Genomic DNA, 16138 nt, shown 5'->3' on the forward strand with positions numbered 1-16138 from the left:
GCTACCTCAAGGATTATTTAGAATACAATTCTACAATCAAGCTTTCGTTGATTTCAGCAGGTAAATCAGAACGATCTGGTGCAGCTTTAAACGTACCTTCCAACTTAGAATGATCAATTTCCATCCAAGCAGGAATACCACGTTGAGCAGCTAACTCAATTGCGTTTTTAATACGTAATTGTTGTTTAGCACCTTCGTGAACTGCAATCACATCGCCCGCTTTAACTTGGATTGACGCGATGTTAACGCGACGACCATTTAAAGTGATTGAACGGTGAGATACTAGCTGACGAGCTTCTGCGCGTGTAGAACCAAAACCCATGCGATAAACAACGTTATCTAGGCGGCTTTCAAGCAATTTCAACAAGTTTTCACCTGTTGCGCCTTTAACACGAGCAGCTTCTTTATAGTAGTTACTAAATTGACGCTCTAAAACACCGTACATACGACGTACTTTTTGTTTTTCACGTAATTGTAGTGAATACTCTGATTGTTTACCGCCACGAGCTCCGCCATGTTGGCCTGGAGCTTTAGCGTGTTTTTTAGTCTTAACATCAAACGGTTTAACGCCTGATTTAAGTTGCAGGTCTGTCCCTTCGCGGCGAGAGAGTTTGCATTTTGGACCAATATAACGAGCCATGAATGTTTCTCCTTACACGCGACGTTTTTTAGGTGGACGACAACCGTTGTGCGGGATTGGCGTCACATCGGTAATGCTGTTAATTTTATAACCCACTGCACCTAAAGCACGAACCGCAGACTCACGACCAGGACCAGGACCTTTTACAAGGACGTCCAAGTTTTTCAAACCGTAATCTAAAGCAGCTTTACCAGCAACTTCAGCAGCTACCTGAGCAGCAAACGGAGTTGATTTACGTGATCCACGGAAGCCTTGTCCACCAGAGGTAGCCCAAGCCAGTGCATTACCTTGACGATCGGTAATAGTCACAATGGTGTTATTAAAAGAAGCGTGAATGTGTGCGACACCTTCAGAGACGGTACGAGTGACCTTCTTGCGTGCGCGAGTATCTTTAGCCATCTTTTAGCTTCCAGAAATCTTATTTCTTAATAGGTTTGCGCGGACCTTTACGGGTACGAGCGTTAGTTTTAGTGCGTTGTCCACGGACAGGCAAGCTGCGACGATGACGAAGACCGCGGTAGCAGCCTAAATCCATTAAACGTTTAATGTTCATGGAAATTTCGCGACGTAAATCACCTTCGGTCGGAACCTTAGCAACTTCTGCACGAATCGCATCAAGCTGAGCATCATCTAATTCACGAATCTTTGTCGTTGGAGCGATAGCTACAGCAGCTAAGATATTCTTAGCAGTATGGCGACCAATACCAAAGATATACGTTAGAGAGATAACAGCATGCTTGTTATCCGGAATGTTTACACCGGCAATACGAGCCATTCAATTTTCTCCAAAAAGGCAATTGAGATAATCAACCGCCCCACAAAAATCTTGAGGGGCGGATAATAACCTAATTAGCCTACTGAAATCAACAGGTCTTAATTTAGATTAACCTTGACGCTGTTTATGACGAGGTTCAGCGCTACAAATTACGCGAATAACCCCATTACGACGGATAACTTTACAGCTACCACAAATTTTCTTTACAGAAGCTTGTACTTTCATGATGAAACCTCTAAGTGCGCTTATCCCTTAGGATGAGCAGTCGTTTTTCTCATTAGTGATTGATTATCATATTGGTGCGATGTGAGATGTGCTTGAAGCTGAGCCATAAAGTCCATCACAACAACCACAACGATCAGCAAAGATGTACCGCCTAAGCTAAATGGAATACCAAAAGAGCTTTGCAGAATCATCGGCATTAAACAGATCACTGTAATGTAAATCGCGCCAATAAATGTCAAACGATTGAGAATATGATCTAAGTAACGAGCAGTTTGCTCACCTGGACGTATACCAGGCACATAAGCTCCGCTGCGTTTCAAGTTTTCTGAAACTTCTTTAGGGCTAAATACTAGCGCAGTATAGAAATAACAGAAAAAGATAATTAACGCACCAAAGAGCACCAAATACAACGGCTGTCCAGGCGAAAGCACGAGTGCTAAATCTTGCAGACCACGTTTAATAAATCCTGCATTTGGATCAGTACTTCCCACCCATTGCCCTAAGCTCGCAGGGAACAAAAGCAATGAACTTGCAAAAATTGCAGGAATAACACCAGCCATATTAATTTTTAATGGCAAATGTGTCTGTTGTGCAGTAAACACACGACGACCTTGTTGTTTTTGAGCATAATTTACTGGGATACGACGCTGCGCCTTCTCAATAAATACAATTGCCGCCAAAACACCTAAAGATAGTAAGCCAAATACAACCAAACCAATCAGGCTTGACTGACCACTATCAACCGATGTTAATGATTGCAGAACTAAATTCGGCAATCCTGCAACAATACCAGCGAAGATGATCATGGAAATACCATTACCCACACCACGCTCGGTGATTTGCTCGCCTAACCACATGAGAAACATTGTACCAGCAACCAAAGAAGTTACTGCAGGAATGTAGAATGCAAGACCATCTGTCAAAGTAATACCCTGACTAATTAATCCAGCACACATACCCGTTGCTTGCACAAGTGCAAGAAACAAAGTTCCTTGTCGCGTATATTGATTTATTTTACGCTTACCTTGCTCGCCTTCTTTTTTCAAAGCTTCGAGCGAAGGCACTACCGTAGACATTAACTGTACAATAATAGATGCAGAAATATACGGCATGATACCTAAAGCAAGAATCGACATCCGCTCTAATGCACCACCCGAAAACATGTTAAACAAACCAAGGATAGTACCTTGATTTGCATTAAAAAGGTTTTCGAGGGCAGCATTATTAATGCCCGGAACTGGAATATGCGCTCCTAGTCGAAAAACCAACAAAGCACCAATGAGGAACATCATTCGGCGAATAATTTCACGATATTTCACATGAAACGGTTGACCTTTCATCATGTTTACATGACCTGAAGAACTAGGAGTCATAGACACTGGGGATTACTCCTCGACTTTACCGCCAGCAGCTTCAAGAGCAGCTTTAGCGCCTTTAGTCAACACAATACCTTTAACAGTGAAGGCACGAGTAATTTCACCAGAAAGTACGATACGAGCACGAATCATGTCTTTACGAACAATATTCGCAGCTTTTAAAGTTTCAAGTGAAATAATATCACCTTCAACTTTAGAAAGCTCAGATAAACGTACTTCAGCAGTTTTCAAAGCGATTTGGCTAGTGAAACCGAATTTAGGTAAACGACGATACAACGCAGTTTGACCACCTTCGAATCCAGCACGTACACCACCACCAGAGCGTGAAGTTTGACCTTTCACACCACGGCCACCGGTTTTACCAACGCCAGAACCAATACCACGACCTTTACGTAAATTGTCGCGTTTTGCACCTTCTGCAGGTGCAAGTTCATTTAAACGCAGAGTCATGGCTTACTCCTCTACACTAACCATATAGTAGACTTGGTTGATCATACCACGGTTAGAAGGCGTATCTTGCACTTCTACAGTATGACCAATACGACGCAGACCTAAACCTTGCAGGCTAAGCTTGTGATTTTTCAAGCGATGAGCTGCAGATTTAGTCTGGGTAACTTTAATCGTTTTCATGATTGATTACCCTTGAATTTGTGCTACTGACAAACCACGTTTCGCAGCGACTTTCTCAGGAGAAGTCATATCACGCAAACCATTAAAAGTTGCGTTTACTACGTTAGCAGCATTGGTAGAGCCATAACATTTAGTCAATACGTTACGTACGCCAACAGCTTCTAAAACTGCACGCATAGCGCCACCAGCAATTACACCAGTACCTTCAGAAGCAGGTTGCATGTAAACGCGGCTTGCACCGTGACGAGCATTGATAGGGTGCTGAACAGTACCATCAACAAGATCAACAGTAATCATGTTACGACGTGCAGCTTCAAGCGCTTTAGAAATAGCAGCTGGAACTTCACGTGCTTTACCACGACCAAAACCTACGCGACCATTACCATCACCCACAACAGTTAATGCTGTGAAAGAGAAGATACGACCACCCTTAACAACTTTGGCTACACGATCAACGGCAACCAGCTTTTCAACAAGACCTTCGTTTTGTTCAACTTTAGCCATGATTAGAACTCCAAACCGTTTTCACGAGCAGCATCAGCCAAGGCTTTGATACGACCATGATATTTGAAACCAGAACGGTCAAATGCAACTTTAGTTACACCAGCAGCTTTCGCACGCTCAGCAATTAAAGCACCAACTTGTTGGGCTGCATTAACGTTACCAGTTGTACCCGCACGTAGAGTAGCGTCTAAAGTTGAAGCTTGCGCTAAAACTTTGCCACCATCTGCTGAGATAACTTGAGCATAGATGTGACGCGGAGTGCGGTTTACACACAAACGAGTCGCACCCAATGCACGTATGTGCAAGCGTGTGCTTTTCGCACGACGCAAACGGGATTGTTTCTTTTCGTTCATAAGAACCTCGCGCCTTATTTCTTCTTAGCTTCTTTACGAAGTACAACTTCGTCAGAATAACGAACACCCTTACCTTTATAAGGCTCAGGAGGACGGTAACCACGGATTTCAGCAGCTACTTGACCTAAAGCTGCTTTATCAGCAGATTTAAGAACAATTTCAGTAGCAGTTGGAGTTTCTGCAGTTACACCTTCAGGAAGGTTGTAATCGATCGGGTGTGAGAAACCAAGGTTAAGGTTAATAATATTACCTTTAACCGCTGCTTTATAACCAACACCGATAAGTTGCAACTTACGTTCGAAACCTTCGCTAACACCTTTTACAAGGTTGTTAAGAACAGCGCGAGCAGTACCAGCTTGCATCCAAGAATCTTTAGATTCTTTAACTGGAGCAATATGAAGCTGACCTTCTTCCTGTTTTAACTCGACCAGCGCATGCAGGTTGAAAGACAAAGTACCTTTTGTGCCTTTCACTTCGACCTGCCGGCCGTTCTGAGTAACTGTTACACCGTTAGGTACAGTTACTGGGGCTTTAGCCACACGAGACATGAGGAATCACCTATTAAGAAACAAAAGCAACAACTTCACCACCGATACCCGCAGCACGTGCAGCGCGATCAGTCATGATGCCTTTGCTTGTAGAAACAATTGCAATACCTAAACCTTGCTTAACGCTTGGAAGTGCATCTTTACCGCGATACTGACGTAAACCTGGACGGCTTACGCGTTTCACAGTTTCGATAACTGGTTTGCCTTCAAAGTATTTTAAAGTAATAGTCAAAGTAGGCTTGCCTTCATTATCAGCAACTTCTACGTTTGAAATATAACCTTCTTGTTGAAGTACGTTTGCAATTGCAACTTTCAACTTAGAATTCGGCATAGAAACAGTTTGTTTCTTAGCCATTTGTGCGTTACGAACACGTGTTAGCATGTCGGCAACGGTATCTTGCATACTCATTTATAGTGCTCCTTACCAGCTTGCCTTAACAACGCCCGGTACATCACCCTGCATTACAGTTTCACGTAATTTGTTACGGCTTAAGCCGAACTTACGGAAGTAACCATGAGGACGACCAGTTAAACCACAACGGTTACGTAGACGTACTGGAGACGCATTACGAGGTAATGCTTGAAATTTCATCATCGCTTCGAAACGTTCTTCGTCTGATGCATTTACGTTTGCGATAATTGCTTTTAATTCAGCACGTTTCGCAGCGTATTTAGCAACAGTAGCTTCGCGTTTCAATTCGCGATTAATCATACCTTTCTTAGCCATATCGACCTCTTATTTGAACGGGAAGCCGAATGCACGCATAAGCGCACGGCCTTCGTCATCAGTGCGAGCAGTCGTAGTGATGGTAATATCCATACCACGAATACGGTCAATCTTATCAAAATCGATTTCAGGGAACATAATTTGTTCCTTAAGACCCATTGAATAGTTACCACGACCATCAAATGATTTCGCAGAGAAACCACGGAAGTCACGGATACGAGGGATCGCGATAGAGATCAGACGGTCTAAGAATTCGTACATACGTTCGCCGCGTAAAGTAACTTTACAACCAATCGGCCAACCATCACGGATTTTAAAACCAGCAATTGATTTGCGAGCTAATGTAAGAACTGGTTTTTGACCAGCAATAGCTTGCATATCAGAAAGAGCGCCATCTAACAATTTCTTGTCAGCTGAAGCAGCACCAACACCCATGTTAATGGTGATTTTAGTAATGCGTGGAATATCCATCACATTCTTAAGAGCCAAAGTTTCTTGTAACTGAGTCTTAAGTTCGTCGTTATAACGTGTTTTAAGTCTGGCCATCGCCTATTTCAACCTATTACTTCGCTGCCGCCACTGATTCACCAGTTGACTTGAAGATACGAGTTTTCGTGCCTTCTACAACTTGGTAACCAACACGGTCAGCCTTTTGGGTTGCAGCATTAAAAATTGCCACGTTTGAGATATGAAGCGTAGCTTCTTGTGTAACTACAGCGCCTTCAGCACCTGTTGCACGGTTCGGCTTTTGATGCTTCTTAACCAAGTTCAAGCCTTCAACTAGAACGCGGTCATTTGAAACAGACAGAACAGAACCCTGTTTGCCTTTTTCTTTACCTGCGATCACAATTACTTGATCGCCTTTTTTAATCTTAGCCATGATCGCCTCTTATAGTACTTCAGGAGCCAATGAAATAATTTTCATGAACTGTTCTGTACGAAGTTCACGAGTCACTGGTCCGAAAATACGAGTTGCAATCGGCGCTTTGTTCGTATTCAAGATAACAGCAGCATTATCATCAAAACGGATTACAGAACCGTCTGGACGACGGATGCCGAACTTTGTACGAACAACTACAGCATTCATCACGTCGCCTTTTTTAACACGACCACGTGGAATAGCTTCTTTTACAGTAACTTTAATAATGTCGCCAACGGAAGCATAACGACGATGTGAACCACCTAGTACTTTAATACATTGTACGCGGCGAGCACCACTGTTGTCTGCTACGTCTAGCATACTTTCGGTTTGAATCATTGCCCTACTCCAAAACCGAGCATCACCGGTCACATTTTCGAAAGGCTCAAAGAGTACTCGAAATCAACCGATGATGCAACAAGAACGTCTAATTACTCAGCAGCTGCTTCAATCACTTCAACTAAAGTCCAAGACTTAGTTTTAGAAACTGGGCGGCTTTCTTTAATGGTTACAACATCGCCAGTTTTAGCTGTGTTGTTCTCATCATGAGCGTGTAATTTTGTTGAACGGCGGATTGATTTGCCATACAACGGATGTTGAACGCGGCGTTCGATAAGAACAACAATAGATTTCTCCATTTTGTCACTTACTACTTTACCTGTTAACGTGCGAACTGTTTGCTCACTCATTGTGCGTTCCCCTGTTTTTCGGTAAGGAGGGTCTTAATACGAGCAATAGTCTTACGAGTAAGCGCTACTTCATGCGATTTACCCAACTGACCAGTTGCTTTAGCCATACGAAGACGGAATTGATTTAACTGTTGCTCATCAAGCAAAGTTGTCAATTCTTCTACCGACTTTTCACGTAGATCTTTAGTTTTCATTACATTACCGTCCGAGTCACGATAGTGGTTTTAAACGGAAGTTTAGCAGCCGCAAGCGTAAACGCTTCACGAGCCAATTCTTCGTTAACACCATCAATTTCGTACAAGACTTTACCTGGTTTGATTTGGCAAACCCAGTATTCCACAGAACCTTTACCTTTACCCATACGAACTTCTAATGGTTTTTCAGTAATTGGCTTGTCTGGGAAAACACGGATAAAGATCTTACCACCACGTTTAATACGACGGCTGATTGTACGACGCGCTGCTTCAATTTGACGCGCAGTCATTTGACCACGTTCAATTGATTTAAGTGCAATTGTACCAAAAGATACAGTGCTACCGCGATGTGCTAAACCAGTGTTACGGCCTTTTTGCACTTTGCGGAATTTAGTACGTTTAGGTTGCAACATGGATTATTCTCCTTTTTCAGCAGAACGATCATTGCGACGACCACGACGCTCTTGACCTTCACCACGACCGCGACCGCGTTTAGCTGGACGTTCTTCAGCAGGAGCAGGGTTCATGACTTGTTTCATGCCACCTAAAATCTCACCACGGAATACCCAAACTTTAACACCGATCGTACCGTAAGTAGTCTCAGCACGAACTGATGAGTAATCAATGTCAGCACGTAGAGTATGCAAAGGTACACGACCTTCACGATACCATTCTGTACGAGCAATCTCAGCACCGCCTAAACGACCTGAAACTTCAACTTTGATACCTTTAGCACCAGCACGCATAGAGTTTTGAACCGCACGCTTCATAGCACGACGGAACATAACACGCTTTTCTAATTGTGAAGCAATACCTTCAGCAACTAGACGAGCATCTAAATCTGGACGGTCGATTTCGTTGATGCTTACTTGCGCAGGAACACCCATAATAGATGTTAATTCGCGTTGTAATTTCTCAATGTCTTCGCCTTTTTTACCGATAACGATACCAGGACGTGCAGTGCTAATAGTAATTTTAGCAGCGCCCGTAGGACGTTCGATAAGAATATTGCTGATCATTGCATTCTTAAGTTTTTTATTCAAAAACTCACGAACTTGCAAATCTTTAAGCAAGTATTCAGCGTATTGTTTCGGACTCGCATACCAATTAGCGTTATGACGTTTCACAACACCTAGGCGGATACCGATTGGATGAACCTTCTGACCCATATCAAACCCCTACCTTAACGGTAATGTGACAAGTACGCTTAGTAATACGATCTGCACGGCCTTTAGCACGTGGCAAAATACGTTTAAGGCTAGTGCCTTCATCAACGTAAATCGTAGAAACTTTAAGGTCGTCTACATCTAAACTGTTATTGTGTTCAGCATTCGCAATTGCAGATTCCAATGCTTTTTTAACTATCACTGCAGCTTTTTTATTGCTGAAGTTCAAGATATTAAGCGCGTGAGCAATAGATTTGCCACGGATTAAATCTGCAACCAAACGTGCTTTTTGTGCCGAGATAGCGGCACCGCGTAATTTAGCAGTAACTTCCATCATAGCACCTTAACGTTTAGACTTCTTGTCAACACCGTGACCACGATAGGTACGAGTTGGCGCGAATTCACCGAGTTTATGACCAACCATATGTTCAGATACAATTACCGGAACATGGTTACGACCATTATGAACAGAAATTGTTAAACCAACAAAATCCGGGAGGATCATCGAACGACGCGACCAAGTTTTGATCGGCTTACGGTTATTAGCCGCGATAGCCGCTTCAACCTTAGCGAACAAGTGCGCATCGACGAATGGGCCTTTTTTCAGAGAACGAGGCATTGTCAGATTCCTTTACTTGTTACTTAACGCGACGGTCGCGAATGATCATCTTAGTCGTACGCTTATTGGTACGTGTTTTGTACCCTTTAGCTTTTTGACCCCATGGGCTTACAGGTTGAATACCTTTATTACGCCCTTCACCACCACCATGTGGATGGTCAACTGGGTTCATCGCCATACCACGAACGGTAGGACGAACACCACGCCAGCGTGATGCACCAGCTTTACCTAGTGAACGTAAGTTGCTTTCTTGGTTAGAAACTTCACCAAGAACTGCACGACATTCAACGTGTACTTTACGCATTTCGCCTGAACGCAAACGAATGATTGCGTAAGAACCGTCACGACCCAACAATTGAGCAGATGTACCAGCAGAACGTACTAATTGTGCGCCTTTACCGATTTTAAGCTCGATGTTGTGAAGAGTAGAACCAATTGGCATGTTGCGAAGTGGCAAGCAGTTACCTGGACGAATTGGAGCATCGTTACCAGACTGTACTTGATCACCAGCGCGAAGGCCTTTAGGTGCAATAATATAACGACGCTCACCGTCAGCATACAATACAAGTGCAATGTGTGCAGTACGGTTAGGATCGTATTCAATACGTTCAACTACAGCAGGAATGCCATCTTTGTTACGCTTAAAGTCAACAAGACGGTAGTGCTGTTTATGACCGCCACCAACGTGACGAGTCGTAATGTGACCGTTATTGTTACGACCACCAGTACGTTTTTTAGCTTCAACCAACGGTGAGTAAGGAGCACCTTTATGTAGATGGTCGTGAACAACCTTCTCTACAAAGCGGCGTCCTGGTGACGTTGGCTTACATTTTTGAATAGGCATAATTCTCGTCCTTATTCCGCTGCGCTTTCAGCGGTATCGCCCAAGTCAGCCATTTCAACATCTTGGCCAGCTTTCAGGGTGACGTATGCTTTTTTAACATCAGAACGACGTCCTAATGTTTTACCAAAGCGTTTAGTCTTACCTTTAGTGATAGTCGTGTTAACTTTAACAACTTCCACACCAAACAATTGTTCTACTGCTTTTTTGATTTCAAGTTTGTTAGCGCTTAAAGCAACTTTAAAAACTTGAACACCAGCAGTTTCACCTAAAACTTGTGCTTTTTCTGAAAATACAGGTCCTTGTAGGACTTGATATAAACGTTCGTTGTTCATCCTAGTTCTACCTCAATTTTCTTAGCAGCAGCAACAGACATAACAACTTTATCGAACGCAATCAAGCTAACAGGATCAATTGCAGCAGCATCAACCACATCTACATGTGGAATATTGCGAGCAGCAAGATACAAGTTTTCATCAACAGCATCAGTAACGATTAATGCACGAGTAGCATTCAAGTCGTTAAGTTTTGCAAGCAATTCTTTAGTTTTTGGAGCTACAACAGCAAACTCTTCAACTAAGATTAAGCGATCTTGACGAACAAGTTCAGCCAGGATGCATTGCATAGCACCGCGGTACATTTTACGGTTAACTTTTTGAGACCAATCTTGTGGACGAGCAGCAAAAGTTTTACCACCACCAACCCAGATTGGGCTACGGATAGAACCAGCACGTGCACGGCCAGTACCTTTTTGACGGAAAGGTTTTTTACCACCGCCAGATACATCGCCACGTGATTTCTGAGCTTTCGAACCTTGACGACCACCAGCTAAATAAGCTGTAACAACTTGGTGTACAAGTGCTTCGTTAAAGTCACGACCGAAAGCAACTTCAGATAATTCAACAGCAGAGCCGGAAACAGTATTTAAATTCACAATATTTCCCCTCAGGCCTTGATCGTAGGACGAACGATAACGTCGCCACCAGTAGCACCAGGAACCGCGCCTTTAACAACTAGAACTGAACGTTCTGTGTCGATAGAAACGATTTCAAGACCCTGAGTAGTTACGCGATCCGCACCTAAGTGACCAGGCATTTTTTTGCCTTTGAATACGCGACCAGGAGTCTGGTTTTGACCTGTAGAACCTACAGCACGGTGAGAAAGTGAGTTACCGTGAGTTGCGTCTTGCGTACGGAAGTTCCAACGCTTAACACCACCTTGGAAACCTTTACCTTTAGATTGACCAGTTACGTCAACAATTTGACCCACTGTGAACAATTCAACGGTAAGAGAAGTACCAACTTCACGACCTTCAAGATCAGCTTCTGTAGCGCGGAATTCTTGAACTAGACGACCAGCAGCAACACCAGCTTTCGCAAAGTGACCTTTCTGAGCGTTAGTTACGCGAGATTCGCGACGTTCACCAGTAGTGATTTGAATCGCTTGATAACCATCAGTTTCAAGCGTTTTGATTTGAGTGATGCGGTTAGGATCAACCTCAATCACTGTTACAGGCACAGAAACACCAGCATCTGTAAAGATACGTGTCATACCGCACTTGCGACCGACTAAACCAATAGCCATGTGCATAAACCTCTAAAAAAGCGGCCTAATTAACTTAAAACGTTAATTAACCCGAAAGCCTTAACCCAATGCGATCTGAACATCAACACCAGCTGCAAGATCTAATTTCATCAACGCATCTACAGTTTTATCTGTAGGTTGAACGATATCGATCAAACGTTTGTAAGTGCGGATCTCGTATTGGTCACGCGCATCTTTGTTAACGTGTGGTGATGTTAAAACGTTAAAACGTTCGATACGTGTAGGCATCGGAATTGGACCACAAACTTGTGCGCCAGTACGTTTTGCTGTTTCTACGATCTCTTGAGCAGATTGATCAATTAAACGATGATCAAAAGACTTAAGACGGATACGAATTCTCTGGTTAGACATACCAGTTAACTCCAAGCCAAAATATATAAAGAATCACCCTTGACGCATCTCCCCCACAAAAGTAAGGCAAGTGTCAAAGGCAGTGAAAATCACTAAGGTCATGATCGATGCCATGACTGTCACGATGTTAGCTAATTATTTATAGCTAACCCCTTTCATTAAAGGGTCGCTCATTATAACGATTGTTTATTGCATAAGCAAATCTATTTTATCCTTTATAGAGATAATCTAAATTATCTTTCCGATTATTTTGTAACCGATTTTAATTCACTCAGCTTTGCTTTTATCAAATAATCTATTGCATCTTTTAGTATTTGATTTCCCTCAATAAAGCTTGTTTTTGGTGTTTTTTCAAGCACCCATCTCTCTTGAACATACTTTCCTGAAAAATTGGACAACTCATCATCATTCTCTAAAAATAATGTTAAAGCACTGGGCGTAATTTCTGGATGAAACTGAAATCCGAGTATGTTTTTTCCAATTTGATACATTTGGTTTCGGCAAATATGATTCTGTGCAAGATGTATTGCACCTTTTGGAATTTCAAATGTTTCGCTATGCCACTGCATTACATTAAATGAGTCTGGTAATTTAAAGCAATCTTTAGGCACATCCTCTATTTTTTTCACCACCCCCAACCTAGTTCTTGCTGTGGATTACGGCTTACAGCTGCTCCTAATGCATTTGCAATTAACTGCCCTCCTAAACACAAACCTAAAGCCGGCTTACCTGATGATAGGTATCGTCTCAACCATCTTTTTTCTACTTTTAGCCATGGAAAATTCACCTCATCATTCACACTCATTGTACCCCCCATAATAATAAGCAAATCAACTTCTTCTACCGTGGGCAAGGCTTCAATATCCAATGAACGATCTAAAGGCAAAGCAAAGAATTCTGTTGCTGTTATTTGTGCATCGAGTTGTTTTAAATATTCATAACAACTTCCGAATCCTTCGCCAGCAATATGCTGAAAATAATGTACTTTTAAATGCGACTTCATGCGCGTTAACCTAATTGTTATAGCTCTGGTTTGAGTTTTGCAAAAATGAAGCCAACTTTTATTTATTTGTCGATTTTTAACAGAATTACGTAATTCATTAGCATAAAGCGATATTTTTCTCTTAAGCTAGGTTCATTAAATACATTCCAAGAGATTTATTGTGAAAAAGAACCAACAAACACAACTGATTCACGCACCAAGAAAAGCCCCTCAACTTATAAATACAATTCAACCTCCCCTATATCGTGCATCTACAATTATTTTTGATAATACAGATGCTTTGTTTAATCGCCATTGGACAGATGATTACGACTATAGTTATGGCACTCATGGAACACCTACAACATTTACGCTTGGCGATAATATTGCCCAAATAGAAGGCGGAAAATATTCACTACTTGCACCAAGTGGGTTATCTGCCATTAACCTAGTGAACTCATGTTTTTTATCTCAAGGTGATGAAGTTTGGGTTGCAGATAATATTTATGGTCCAAACATGGAACATTTACAAAACTTATCGTCTCGTTATGGTATTTCAGTCAAAGTTTATAACCCAATAGATGCTTCATCTTTTCAACCAACAGAAAAAGCCAAACTTTTATGGTTAGAAGCAGCAGGTTCTGTGACTTTAGAATTCCCAGACTTAGTTAATCTTGCGAAAAAAGCACAACAACACAATATTCTTACCGCTTTAGACAATACTTGGGGCGCAGGTTTAGCCTTTAATGCCTTCGACTTTAGCGATGCACATTTAAGTGTCGATGTTACTGTTCATGCACTCACAAAATATCCTAGTGGTGGCGGTGATATTTTAATGGGCTCAATCGTTACACGTAATCAAAAGTTACATCATCAACTCTTCCGTATGCATGCAATTCACGGTATTAGTATTTCAGGTGATGATGTTGCTCAAATTCAACGTAGTTTATCTTCAATGCAACTCCGTTATGAGCATCAATCTAAAAGTGCTATAAAACTTTTAGATTGGCTAAAACAGCAAAAAGAATTTATACAAGTTTTACATCCTCATGATGAAGCTTCTGCAGGACATCAATACTGGAAAGATGTATGTAAAGAAGGTCATAGCGCAGGCTTAGTCAGCGTTATTTTAGATCCTAAATATACTTTAGAAGATGTGCGAAAATTCTGTGATGCGCTCACTTTATTTAAATTAGGATTCAGTTGGGGTGGTCCAATTAGCCTTGTAATGCTATATAACTTGAATGAGATGCGAACTTTAGAACATACTCATTTAAAAGAAGGTTTACTGGTTCGCTTCTGCATAGGGCTAGAACATCCTGAAGATTTAATACAAGATATAGAAAACGCAATTAAAACCTTAAATAAGTCATAAATTACAATGAAATAGGAATAAATATGGGTACACCAATTGTTGTTGCGAAAAAGACATCTGACACAACGCAAGATGTTGTTTTACATTCTCAATTTGCCAATCGACATGGCTTAATTGCAGGTGCGACAGGGACAGGTAAAACTGTAACATTAAAAGTACTTGCAGAAAGCTTTTCCCGTCTTGGTGTACCCGTATTTCTAGCCGATGCAAAAGGCGATGTTTCAAGCCTAGCTAAAGCAGGTGAAAGCAATGCAAAATTTGACGAACGCTTAAAAACACTAAATATTGAATCGATAGATTTTGCTGCATATCCCGTAGTTTTCTGGGATTTATTTGGTGTACAAGGTCATCCTATTCGTACCACAGTTTCTGAAATTGGACCTTTACTTCTTGCACGTATGTTGAATTTAAACGATACGCAAGAAGGTGTGCTTTCCGCTGTATTTAGAATTGCAGATGATCAAGGTTTATTGCTTTTAGACTTTAAAGATTTAAAAGCCATGATTAGCCATGTCAGCGAAAATGCAGCAAGTTATCAAGCTGATTACGGCAATTTATCTCCTGCAAGTTTAGGTGCAATTCAGCGCAATTTACTTGCTCTTGCAGATCAAGGTGGAGATAAGTTTTTTGGTGAACCTAGTTTAAATATTATGGATTTCATCCAAACCGATGGCCAAGGTCGAGGCAATATTAATTTATTGACTGCTGATAAATTGATGAACACACCAAAGCTTTATGCAACGTTCTTACTTTGGATGCTTTCAGAACTTTTCGAACAACTTCCTGAAGTTGGCGATATGGATAAACCAAAGCTTGTTTTCTTCTTCGATGAAGCACATTTACTTTTTGACAATGCAAGCCAAGCACTACAAGAAAAAATTGAACAAGTGGTTCGCCTTATTCGCTCTAAAGGCGTGGGTATTTATTTCGTCACACAAAATCCTCTCGATTTACCTGAAAGTGTTTTAGGTCAATTAGGTAACCGCATTCAACATGCTTTACGCGCATTTACACCTAAAGACCAAAAAGCAGTGAAAACTGCTGCCGATACATTCCGTGCGAATCCTGAATTTAAAGTAGATCAAGCCATTACCGAACTTGGTGTAGGTGAAGCATTGGTTAGCTGTTTAGATGAAAAAGGGATTCCACAAATGGTGGAACGTGCATGGATTATGCCTCCCCACTCATCTTTCAGCCCAATCAGTACAGATGAGCGTAATGCTTTAATCAGTCAAAGTGTTGTTGCAGGTATTTATGAAAAAGAGATTGACCGTGAAAGTGCATTTGAACTTTTACAAAATAAAGTTGCTGAAACCCAACAACAAGCTGCTCAAGCGGAACAAGAAAAAATAGCTGCAAAAGAAAGAGAAGCTTTAGAAAAGCAGCAAACGAAAGAAGCCGAAGCTTTTGCAAAACAACAAGCCAAGGAGCAAGAACGCATCGCCAAAGAACAGCAAAAAGAAGCTGAACGTGCTGCAAAGCAACGTGAAAAAATCATTCAAGATACTGTTGGAACTTTTGCAAAAAGTGCTGCGCGTAGCTTAGGCGGATCTACAGGGCAAAAAATTGTACGTGGATTACTTGGTTCCTTATTTGGAAAAAAATAATTTTTACATTTA

Annotated in this window: 27 protein-coding genes and 2 pseudogenes; 2 read left to right on the forward strand and 27 right to left on the reverse strand. The window is 41.7% G+C overall.

The window, feature by feature from the left end:
• Positions 1-13: 13 nt before the first annotated feature.
• From rpsD to GTK57_RS04070, 27 genes and pseudogenes are all read right to left on the reverse strand, one after another.
• Positions 14-640 carry a 30S ribosomal protein S4 gene (gene rpsD, locus GTK57_RS03940; RefSeq protein WP_152874599.1) on the reverse strand — a complete coding sequence of 209 codons (627 nt, stop codon included), beginning with the start codon at positions 638-640 and terminating at the stop codon, positions 14-16.
• Between the two features lie 12 nt (positions 641-652).
• Complete coding sequence (gene rpsK, locus GTK57_RS03945; RefSeq protein WP_004281491.1) at positions 653-1039, reverse strand: 30S ribosomal protein S11; 387 nt, start codon at positions 1037-1039, stop codon at positions 653-655.
• Positions 1040-1058: 19 nt separating this feature from the next.
• Positions 1059-1415 carry a 30S ribosomal protein S13 gene (rpsM, locus tag GTK57_RS03950; protein WP_152874600.1) on the reverse strand — a complete coding sequence of 119 codons (357 nt, stop codon included), beginning with the start codon at positions 1413-1415 and terminating at the stop codon, positions 1059-1061.
• 108 nt (positions 1416-1523) lie between these two features.
• Entirely contained in the window at positions 1524-1640 is a 117-nt protein-coding gene (gene rpmJ / locus GTK57_RS03955) for a 50S ribosomal protein L36 (protein WP_000867907.1), read from the reverse strand.
• A 20-nt stretch (positions 1641-1660) separates the two neighbouring features.
• Complete coding sequence (gene secY / locus GTK57_RS03960) at positions 1661-2980, reverse strand: preprotein translocase subunit SecY (protein WP_171500268.1); 1320 nt, start codon at positions 2978-2980, stop codon at positions 1661-1663.
• A 45-nt stretch (positions 2981-3025) separates the two neighbouring features.
• Positions 3026-3466 (reverse strand): 50S ribosomal protein L15, encoded by a 441-nt coding sequence (gene rplO, locus GTK57_RS03965; protein WP_152874601.1) that lies wholly within the window; start codon positions 3464-3466, stop codon positions 3026-3028.
• A gap of 3 nt (positions 3467-3469) precedes the next feature.
• Positions 3470-3646, reverse strand: coding sequence for a 50S ribosomal protein L30 (gene rpmD, locus GTK57_RS03970; RefSeq protein ID WP_152874602.1), 177 nt, complete (start codon positions 3644-3646; stop codon positions 3470-3472).
• A gap of 6 nt (positions 3647-3652) precedes the next feature.
• A complete protein-coding gene (gene rpsE, locus GTK57_RS03975; RefSeq protein ID WP_067762902.1) occupies positions 3653-4150 on the reverse strand; it encodes a 30S ribosomal protein S5 in 498 nt (165 codons plus the stop codon).
• Positions 4151-4152: 2 nt separating this feature from the next.
• Positions 4153-4503, reverse strand: a complete 351-nt coding sequence (gene rplR, locus GTK57_RS03980) for a 50S ribosomal protein L18 (protein WP_152874603.1) — start codon at positions 4501-4503, stop codon at positions 4153-4155.
• Between the two features lie 14 nt (positions 4504-4517).
• On the reverse strand, positions 4518-5051 hold the full coding sequence (gene rplF, locus GTK57_RS03985; RefSeq protein WP_152874604.1) for a 50S ribosomal protein L6: 534 nt from the start codon (positions 5049-5051) through the stop codon (positions 4518-4520).
• Positions 5052-5064: 13 nt separating this feature from the next.
• Entirely contained in the window at positions 5065-5460 is a 396-nt protein-coding gene (rpsH, locus tag GTK57_RS03990; protein ID WP_152874605.1) for a 30S ribosomal protein S8, read from the reverse strand.
• A gap of 12 nt (positions 5461-5472) precedes the next feature.
• Complete coding sequence (rpsN, locus tag GTK57_RS03995) at positions 5473-5778, reverse strand: 30S ribosomal protein S14 (RefSeq protein ID WP_067762906.1); 306 nt, start codon at positions 5776-5778, stop codon at positions 5473-5475.
• Positions 5779-5787: 9 nt separating this feature from the next.
• The gene (gene rplE, locus GTK57_RS04000; RefSeq protein ID WP_152874606.1) at positions 5788-6324 is read right to left on the reverse strand and encodes a 50S ribosomal protein L5; all 537 of its coding nucleotides are present in this window, start codon (positions 6322-6324) and stop codon (positions 5788-5790) included.
• A gap of 16 nt (positions 6325-6340) precedes the next feature.
• Positions 6341-6658: a 50S ribosomal protein L24 gene (rplX, locus tag GTK57_RS04005; protein ID WP_152874607.1), complete on the reverse strand. Its 318-nt coding sequence runs from the start codon at positions 6656-6658 to the stop codon at positions 6341-6343.
• Between the two features lie 9 nt (positions 6659-6667).
• Positions 6668-7036, reverse strand: coding sequence for a 50S ribosomal protein L14 (gene rplN, locus GTK57_RS04010; protein WP_067762909.1), 369 nt, complete (start codon positions 7034-7036; stop codon positions 6668-6670).
• Positions 7037-7128: 92 nt separating this feature from the next.
• Positions 7129-7386, reverse strand: a complete 258-nt coding sequence (gene rpsQ / locus GTK57_RS04015) for a 30S ribosomal protein S17 (RefSeq protein ID WP_152874608.1) — start codon at positions 7384-7386, stop codon at positions 7129-7131.
• Entirely contained in the window at positions 7383-7580 is a 198-nt protein-coding gene (rpmC, locus tag GTK57_RS04020) for a 50S ribosomal protein L29 (RefSeq protein ID WP_152874609.1), read from the reverse strand. The genes rpsQ and rpmC overlap by 4 nt, the downstream gene beginning before the upstream one ends.
• A complete protein-coding gene (gene rplP, locus GTK57_RS04025; RefSeq protein ID WP_067669331.1) occupies positions 7580-7993 on the reverse strand; it encodes a 50S ribosomal protein L16 in 414 nt (137 codons plus the stop codon). Before rplP ends, rpmC begins: the two co-directional genes overlap by 1 nt.
• Positions 7933-8749: pseudogene (gene rpsC / locus GTK57_RS04030) on the reverse strand (30S ribosomal protein S3). The gene rplP and the pseudogene rpsC overlap by 61 nt, the downstream one beginning before the upstream one ends.
• Position 8750: 1 nt before the next feature.
• Positions 8751-9080 (reverse strand): 50S ribosomal protein L22, encoded by a 330-nt coding sequence (rplV, locus tag GTK57_RS04035; RefSeq protein WP_152874611.1) that lies wholly within the window; start codon positions 9078-9080, stop codon positions 8751-8753.
• 9 nt (positions 9081-9089) lie between these two features.
• Positions 9090-9365, reverse strand: a complete 276-nt coding sequence (gene rpsS, locus GTK57_RS04040) for a 30S ribosomal protein S19 (RefSeq protein WP_004281508.1) — start codon at positions 9363-9365, stop codon at positions 9090-9092.
• Positions 9366-9384: 19 nt separating this feature from the next.
• On the reverse strand, positions 9385-10209 hold the full coding sequence (rplB, locus tag GTK57_RS04045; RefSeq protein ID WP_152874612.1) for a 50S ribosomal protein L2: 825 nt from the start codon (positions 10207-10209) through the stop codon (positions 9385-9387).
• A gap of 11 nt (positions 10210-10220) precedes the next feature.
• Positions 10221-10541: a 50S ribosomal protein L23 gene (rplW, locus tag GTK57_RS04050; RefSeq protein WP_086179953.1), complete on the reverse strand. Its 321-nt coding sequence runs from the start codon at positions 10539-10541 to the stop codon at positions 10221-10223.
• Positions 10538-11140: a 50S ribosomal protein L4 gene (gene rplD, locus GTK57_RS04055; protein WP_163121442.1), complete on the reverse strand. Its 603-nt coding sequence runs from the start codon at positions 11138-11140 to the stop codon at positions 10538-10540. The genes rplW and rplD overlap by 4 nt, the downstream gene beginning before the upstream one ends.
• A gap of 11 nt (positions 11141-11151) precedes the next feature.
• Complete coding sequence (rplC, locus tag GTK57_RS04060) at positions 11152-11790, reverse strand: 50S ribosomal protein L3 (protein WP_152874614.1); 639 nt, start codon at positions 11788-11790, stop codon at positions 11152-11154.
• Between the two features lie 60 nt (positions 11791-11850).
• A complete protein-coding gene (gene rpsJ, locus GTK57_RS04065; RefSeq protein ID WP_000070912.1) occupies positions 11851-12162 on the reverse strand; it encodes a 30S ribosomal protein S10 in 312 nt (103 codons plus the stop codon).
• Between the two features lie 245 nt (positions 12163-12407).
• Positions 12408-13165 (reverse strand): annotated as a pseudogene (locus GTK57_RS04070) (type 1 glutamine amidotransferase).
• Positions 13166-13325: 160 nt separating this feature from the next.
• Here GTK57_RS04070 and GTK57_RS04075 point away from each other — a divergent pair.
• Positions 13326-14519 carry a PLP-dependent transferase gene (locus GTK57_RS04075; RefSeq protein WP_163121444.1) on the forward strand — a complete coding sequence of 398 codons (1194 nt, stop codon included), beginning with the start codon at positions 13326-13328 and terminating at the stop codon, positions 14517-14519.
• Between the two features lie 23 nt (positions 14520-14542).
• Positions 14543-16126 (forward strand): helicase HerA-like domain-containing protein, encoded by a 1584-nt coding sequence (locus tag GTK57_RS04080; protein ID WP_163121446.1) that lies wholly within the window; start codon positions 14543-14545, stop codon positions 16124-16126.
• Positions 16127-16138: the final 12 nt, after the last annotated feature.

It is taken from the genome of Acinetobacter portensis (assembly GCF_010646905.1).
GTDB lineage: Bacteria > Pseudomonadota > Gammaproteobacteria > Pseudomonadales > Moraxellaceae > Acinetobacter > Acinetobacter portensis.

Excerpts from the sequence above, each read along its gene's own strand:
- rpsD (WP_152874599.1), bottom strand. The coding sequence starts at position 640 with ATGGCTCGTTATATTGGTCCAAAATGCAAACTCTCTCGCCGCGAAGGG.
- rpsK (WP_004281491.1), bottom strand. The coding sequence starts at position 1,039 with ATGGCTAAAGATACTCGCGCACGCAAGAAGGTCACTCGTACCGTCTCT.
- rpsM (WP_152874600.1), bottom strand. The coding sequence starts at position 1,415 with ATGGCTCGTATTGCCGGTGTAAACATTCCGGATAACAAGCATGCTGTT.
- rpmJ (WP_000867907.1), bottom strand. The coding sequence starts at position 1,640 with ATGAAAGTACAAGCTTCTGTAAAGAAAATTTGTGGTAGCTGTAAAGTT.
- secY (WP_171500268.1), bottom strand. The coding sequence starts at position 2,980 with ATGAAAGGTCAACCGTTTCATGTGAAATATCGTGAAATTATTCGCCGA.
- rplO (WP_152874601.1), bottom strand. The coding sequence starts at position 3,466 with ATGACTCTGCGTTTAAATGAACTTGCACCTGCAGAAGGTGCAAAACGC.
- rpmD (WP_152874602.1), bottom strand. The coding sequence starts at position 3,646 with ATGAAAACGATTAAAGTTACCCAGACTAAATCTGCAGCTCATCGCTTG.
- rpsE (WP_067762902.1), bottom strand. The coding sequence starts at position 4,150 with ATGGCTAAAGTTGAACAAAACGAAGGTCTTGTTGAAAAGCTGGTTGCC.
- rplR (WP_152874603.1), bottom strand. The coding sequence starts at position 4,503 with ATGAACGAAAAGAAACAATCCCGTTTGCGTCGTGCGAAAAGCACACGC.
- rplF (WP_152874604.1), bottom strand. The coding sequence starts at position 5,051 with ATGTCTCGTGTGGCTAAAGCCCCAGTAACTGTACCTAACGGTGTAACA.
- rpsH (WP_152874605.1), bottom strand. The coding sequence starts at position 5,460 with ATGAGTATGCAAGATACCGTTGCCGACATGCTAACACGTGTTCGTAAC.
- rpsN (WP_067762906.1), bottom strand. The coding sequence starts at position 5,778 with ATGGCTAAGAAAGGTATGATTAATCGCGAATTGAAACGCGAAGCTACT.
- rplE (WP_152874606.1), bottom strand. The coding sequence starts at position 6,324 with ATGGCCAGACTTAAAACACGTTATAACGACGAACTTAAGACTCAGTTA.
- rplX (WP_152874607.1), bottom strand. The coding sequence starts at position 6,658 with ATGGCTAAGATTAAAAAAGGCGATCAAGTAATTGTGATCGCAGGTAAA.
- rplN (WP_067762909.1), bottom strand. The coding sequence starts at position 7,036 with ATGATTCAAACCGAAAGTATGCTAGACGTAGCAGACAACAGTGGTGCT.
- rpsQ (WP_152874608.1), bottom strand. The coding sequence starts at position 7,386 with ATGAGTGAGCAAACAGTTCGCACGTTAACAGGTAAAGTAGTAAGTGAC.
- rpmC (WP_152874609.1), bottom strand. The coding sequence starts at position 7,580 with ATGAAAACTAAAGATCTACGTGAAAAGTCGGTAGAAGAATTGACAACT.
- rplP (WP_067669331.1), bottom strand. The coding sequence starts at position 7,993 with ATGTTGCAACCTAAACGTACTAAATTCCGCAAAGTGCAAAAAGGCCGT.
- rplV (WP_152874611.1), bottom strand. The coding sequence starts at position 9,080 with ATGGAAGTTACTGCTAAATTACGCGGTGCCGCTATCTCGGCACAAAAA.
- rpsS (WP_004281508.1), bottom strand. The coding sequence starts at position 9,365 with ATGCCTCGTTCTCTGAAAAAAGGCCCATTCGTCGATGCGCACTTGTTC.
- rplB (WP_152874612.1), bottom strand. The coding sequence starts at position 10,209 with ATGCCTATTCAAAAATGTAAGCCAACGTCACCAGGACGCCGCTTTGTA.
- rplW (WP_086179953.1), bottom strand. The coding sequence starts at position 10,541 with ATGAACAACGAACGTTTATATCAAGTCCTACAAGGACCTGTATTTTCA.
- rplC (WP_152874614.1), bottom strand. The coding sequence starts at position 11,790 with ATGGCTATTGGTTTAGTCGGTCGCAAGTGCGGTATGACACGTATCTTT.
- rpsJ (WP_000070912.1), bottom strand. The coding sequence starts at position 12,162 with ATGTCTAACCAGAGAATTCGTATCCGTCTTAAGTCTTTTGATCATCGT.
- GTK57_RS04080 (WP_163121446.1), top strand. The coding sequence starts at position 14,543 with ATGGGTACACCAATTGTTGTTGCGAAAAAGACATCTGACACAACGCAA.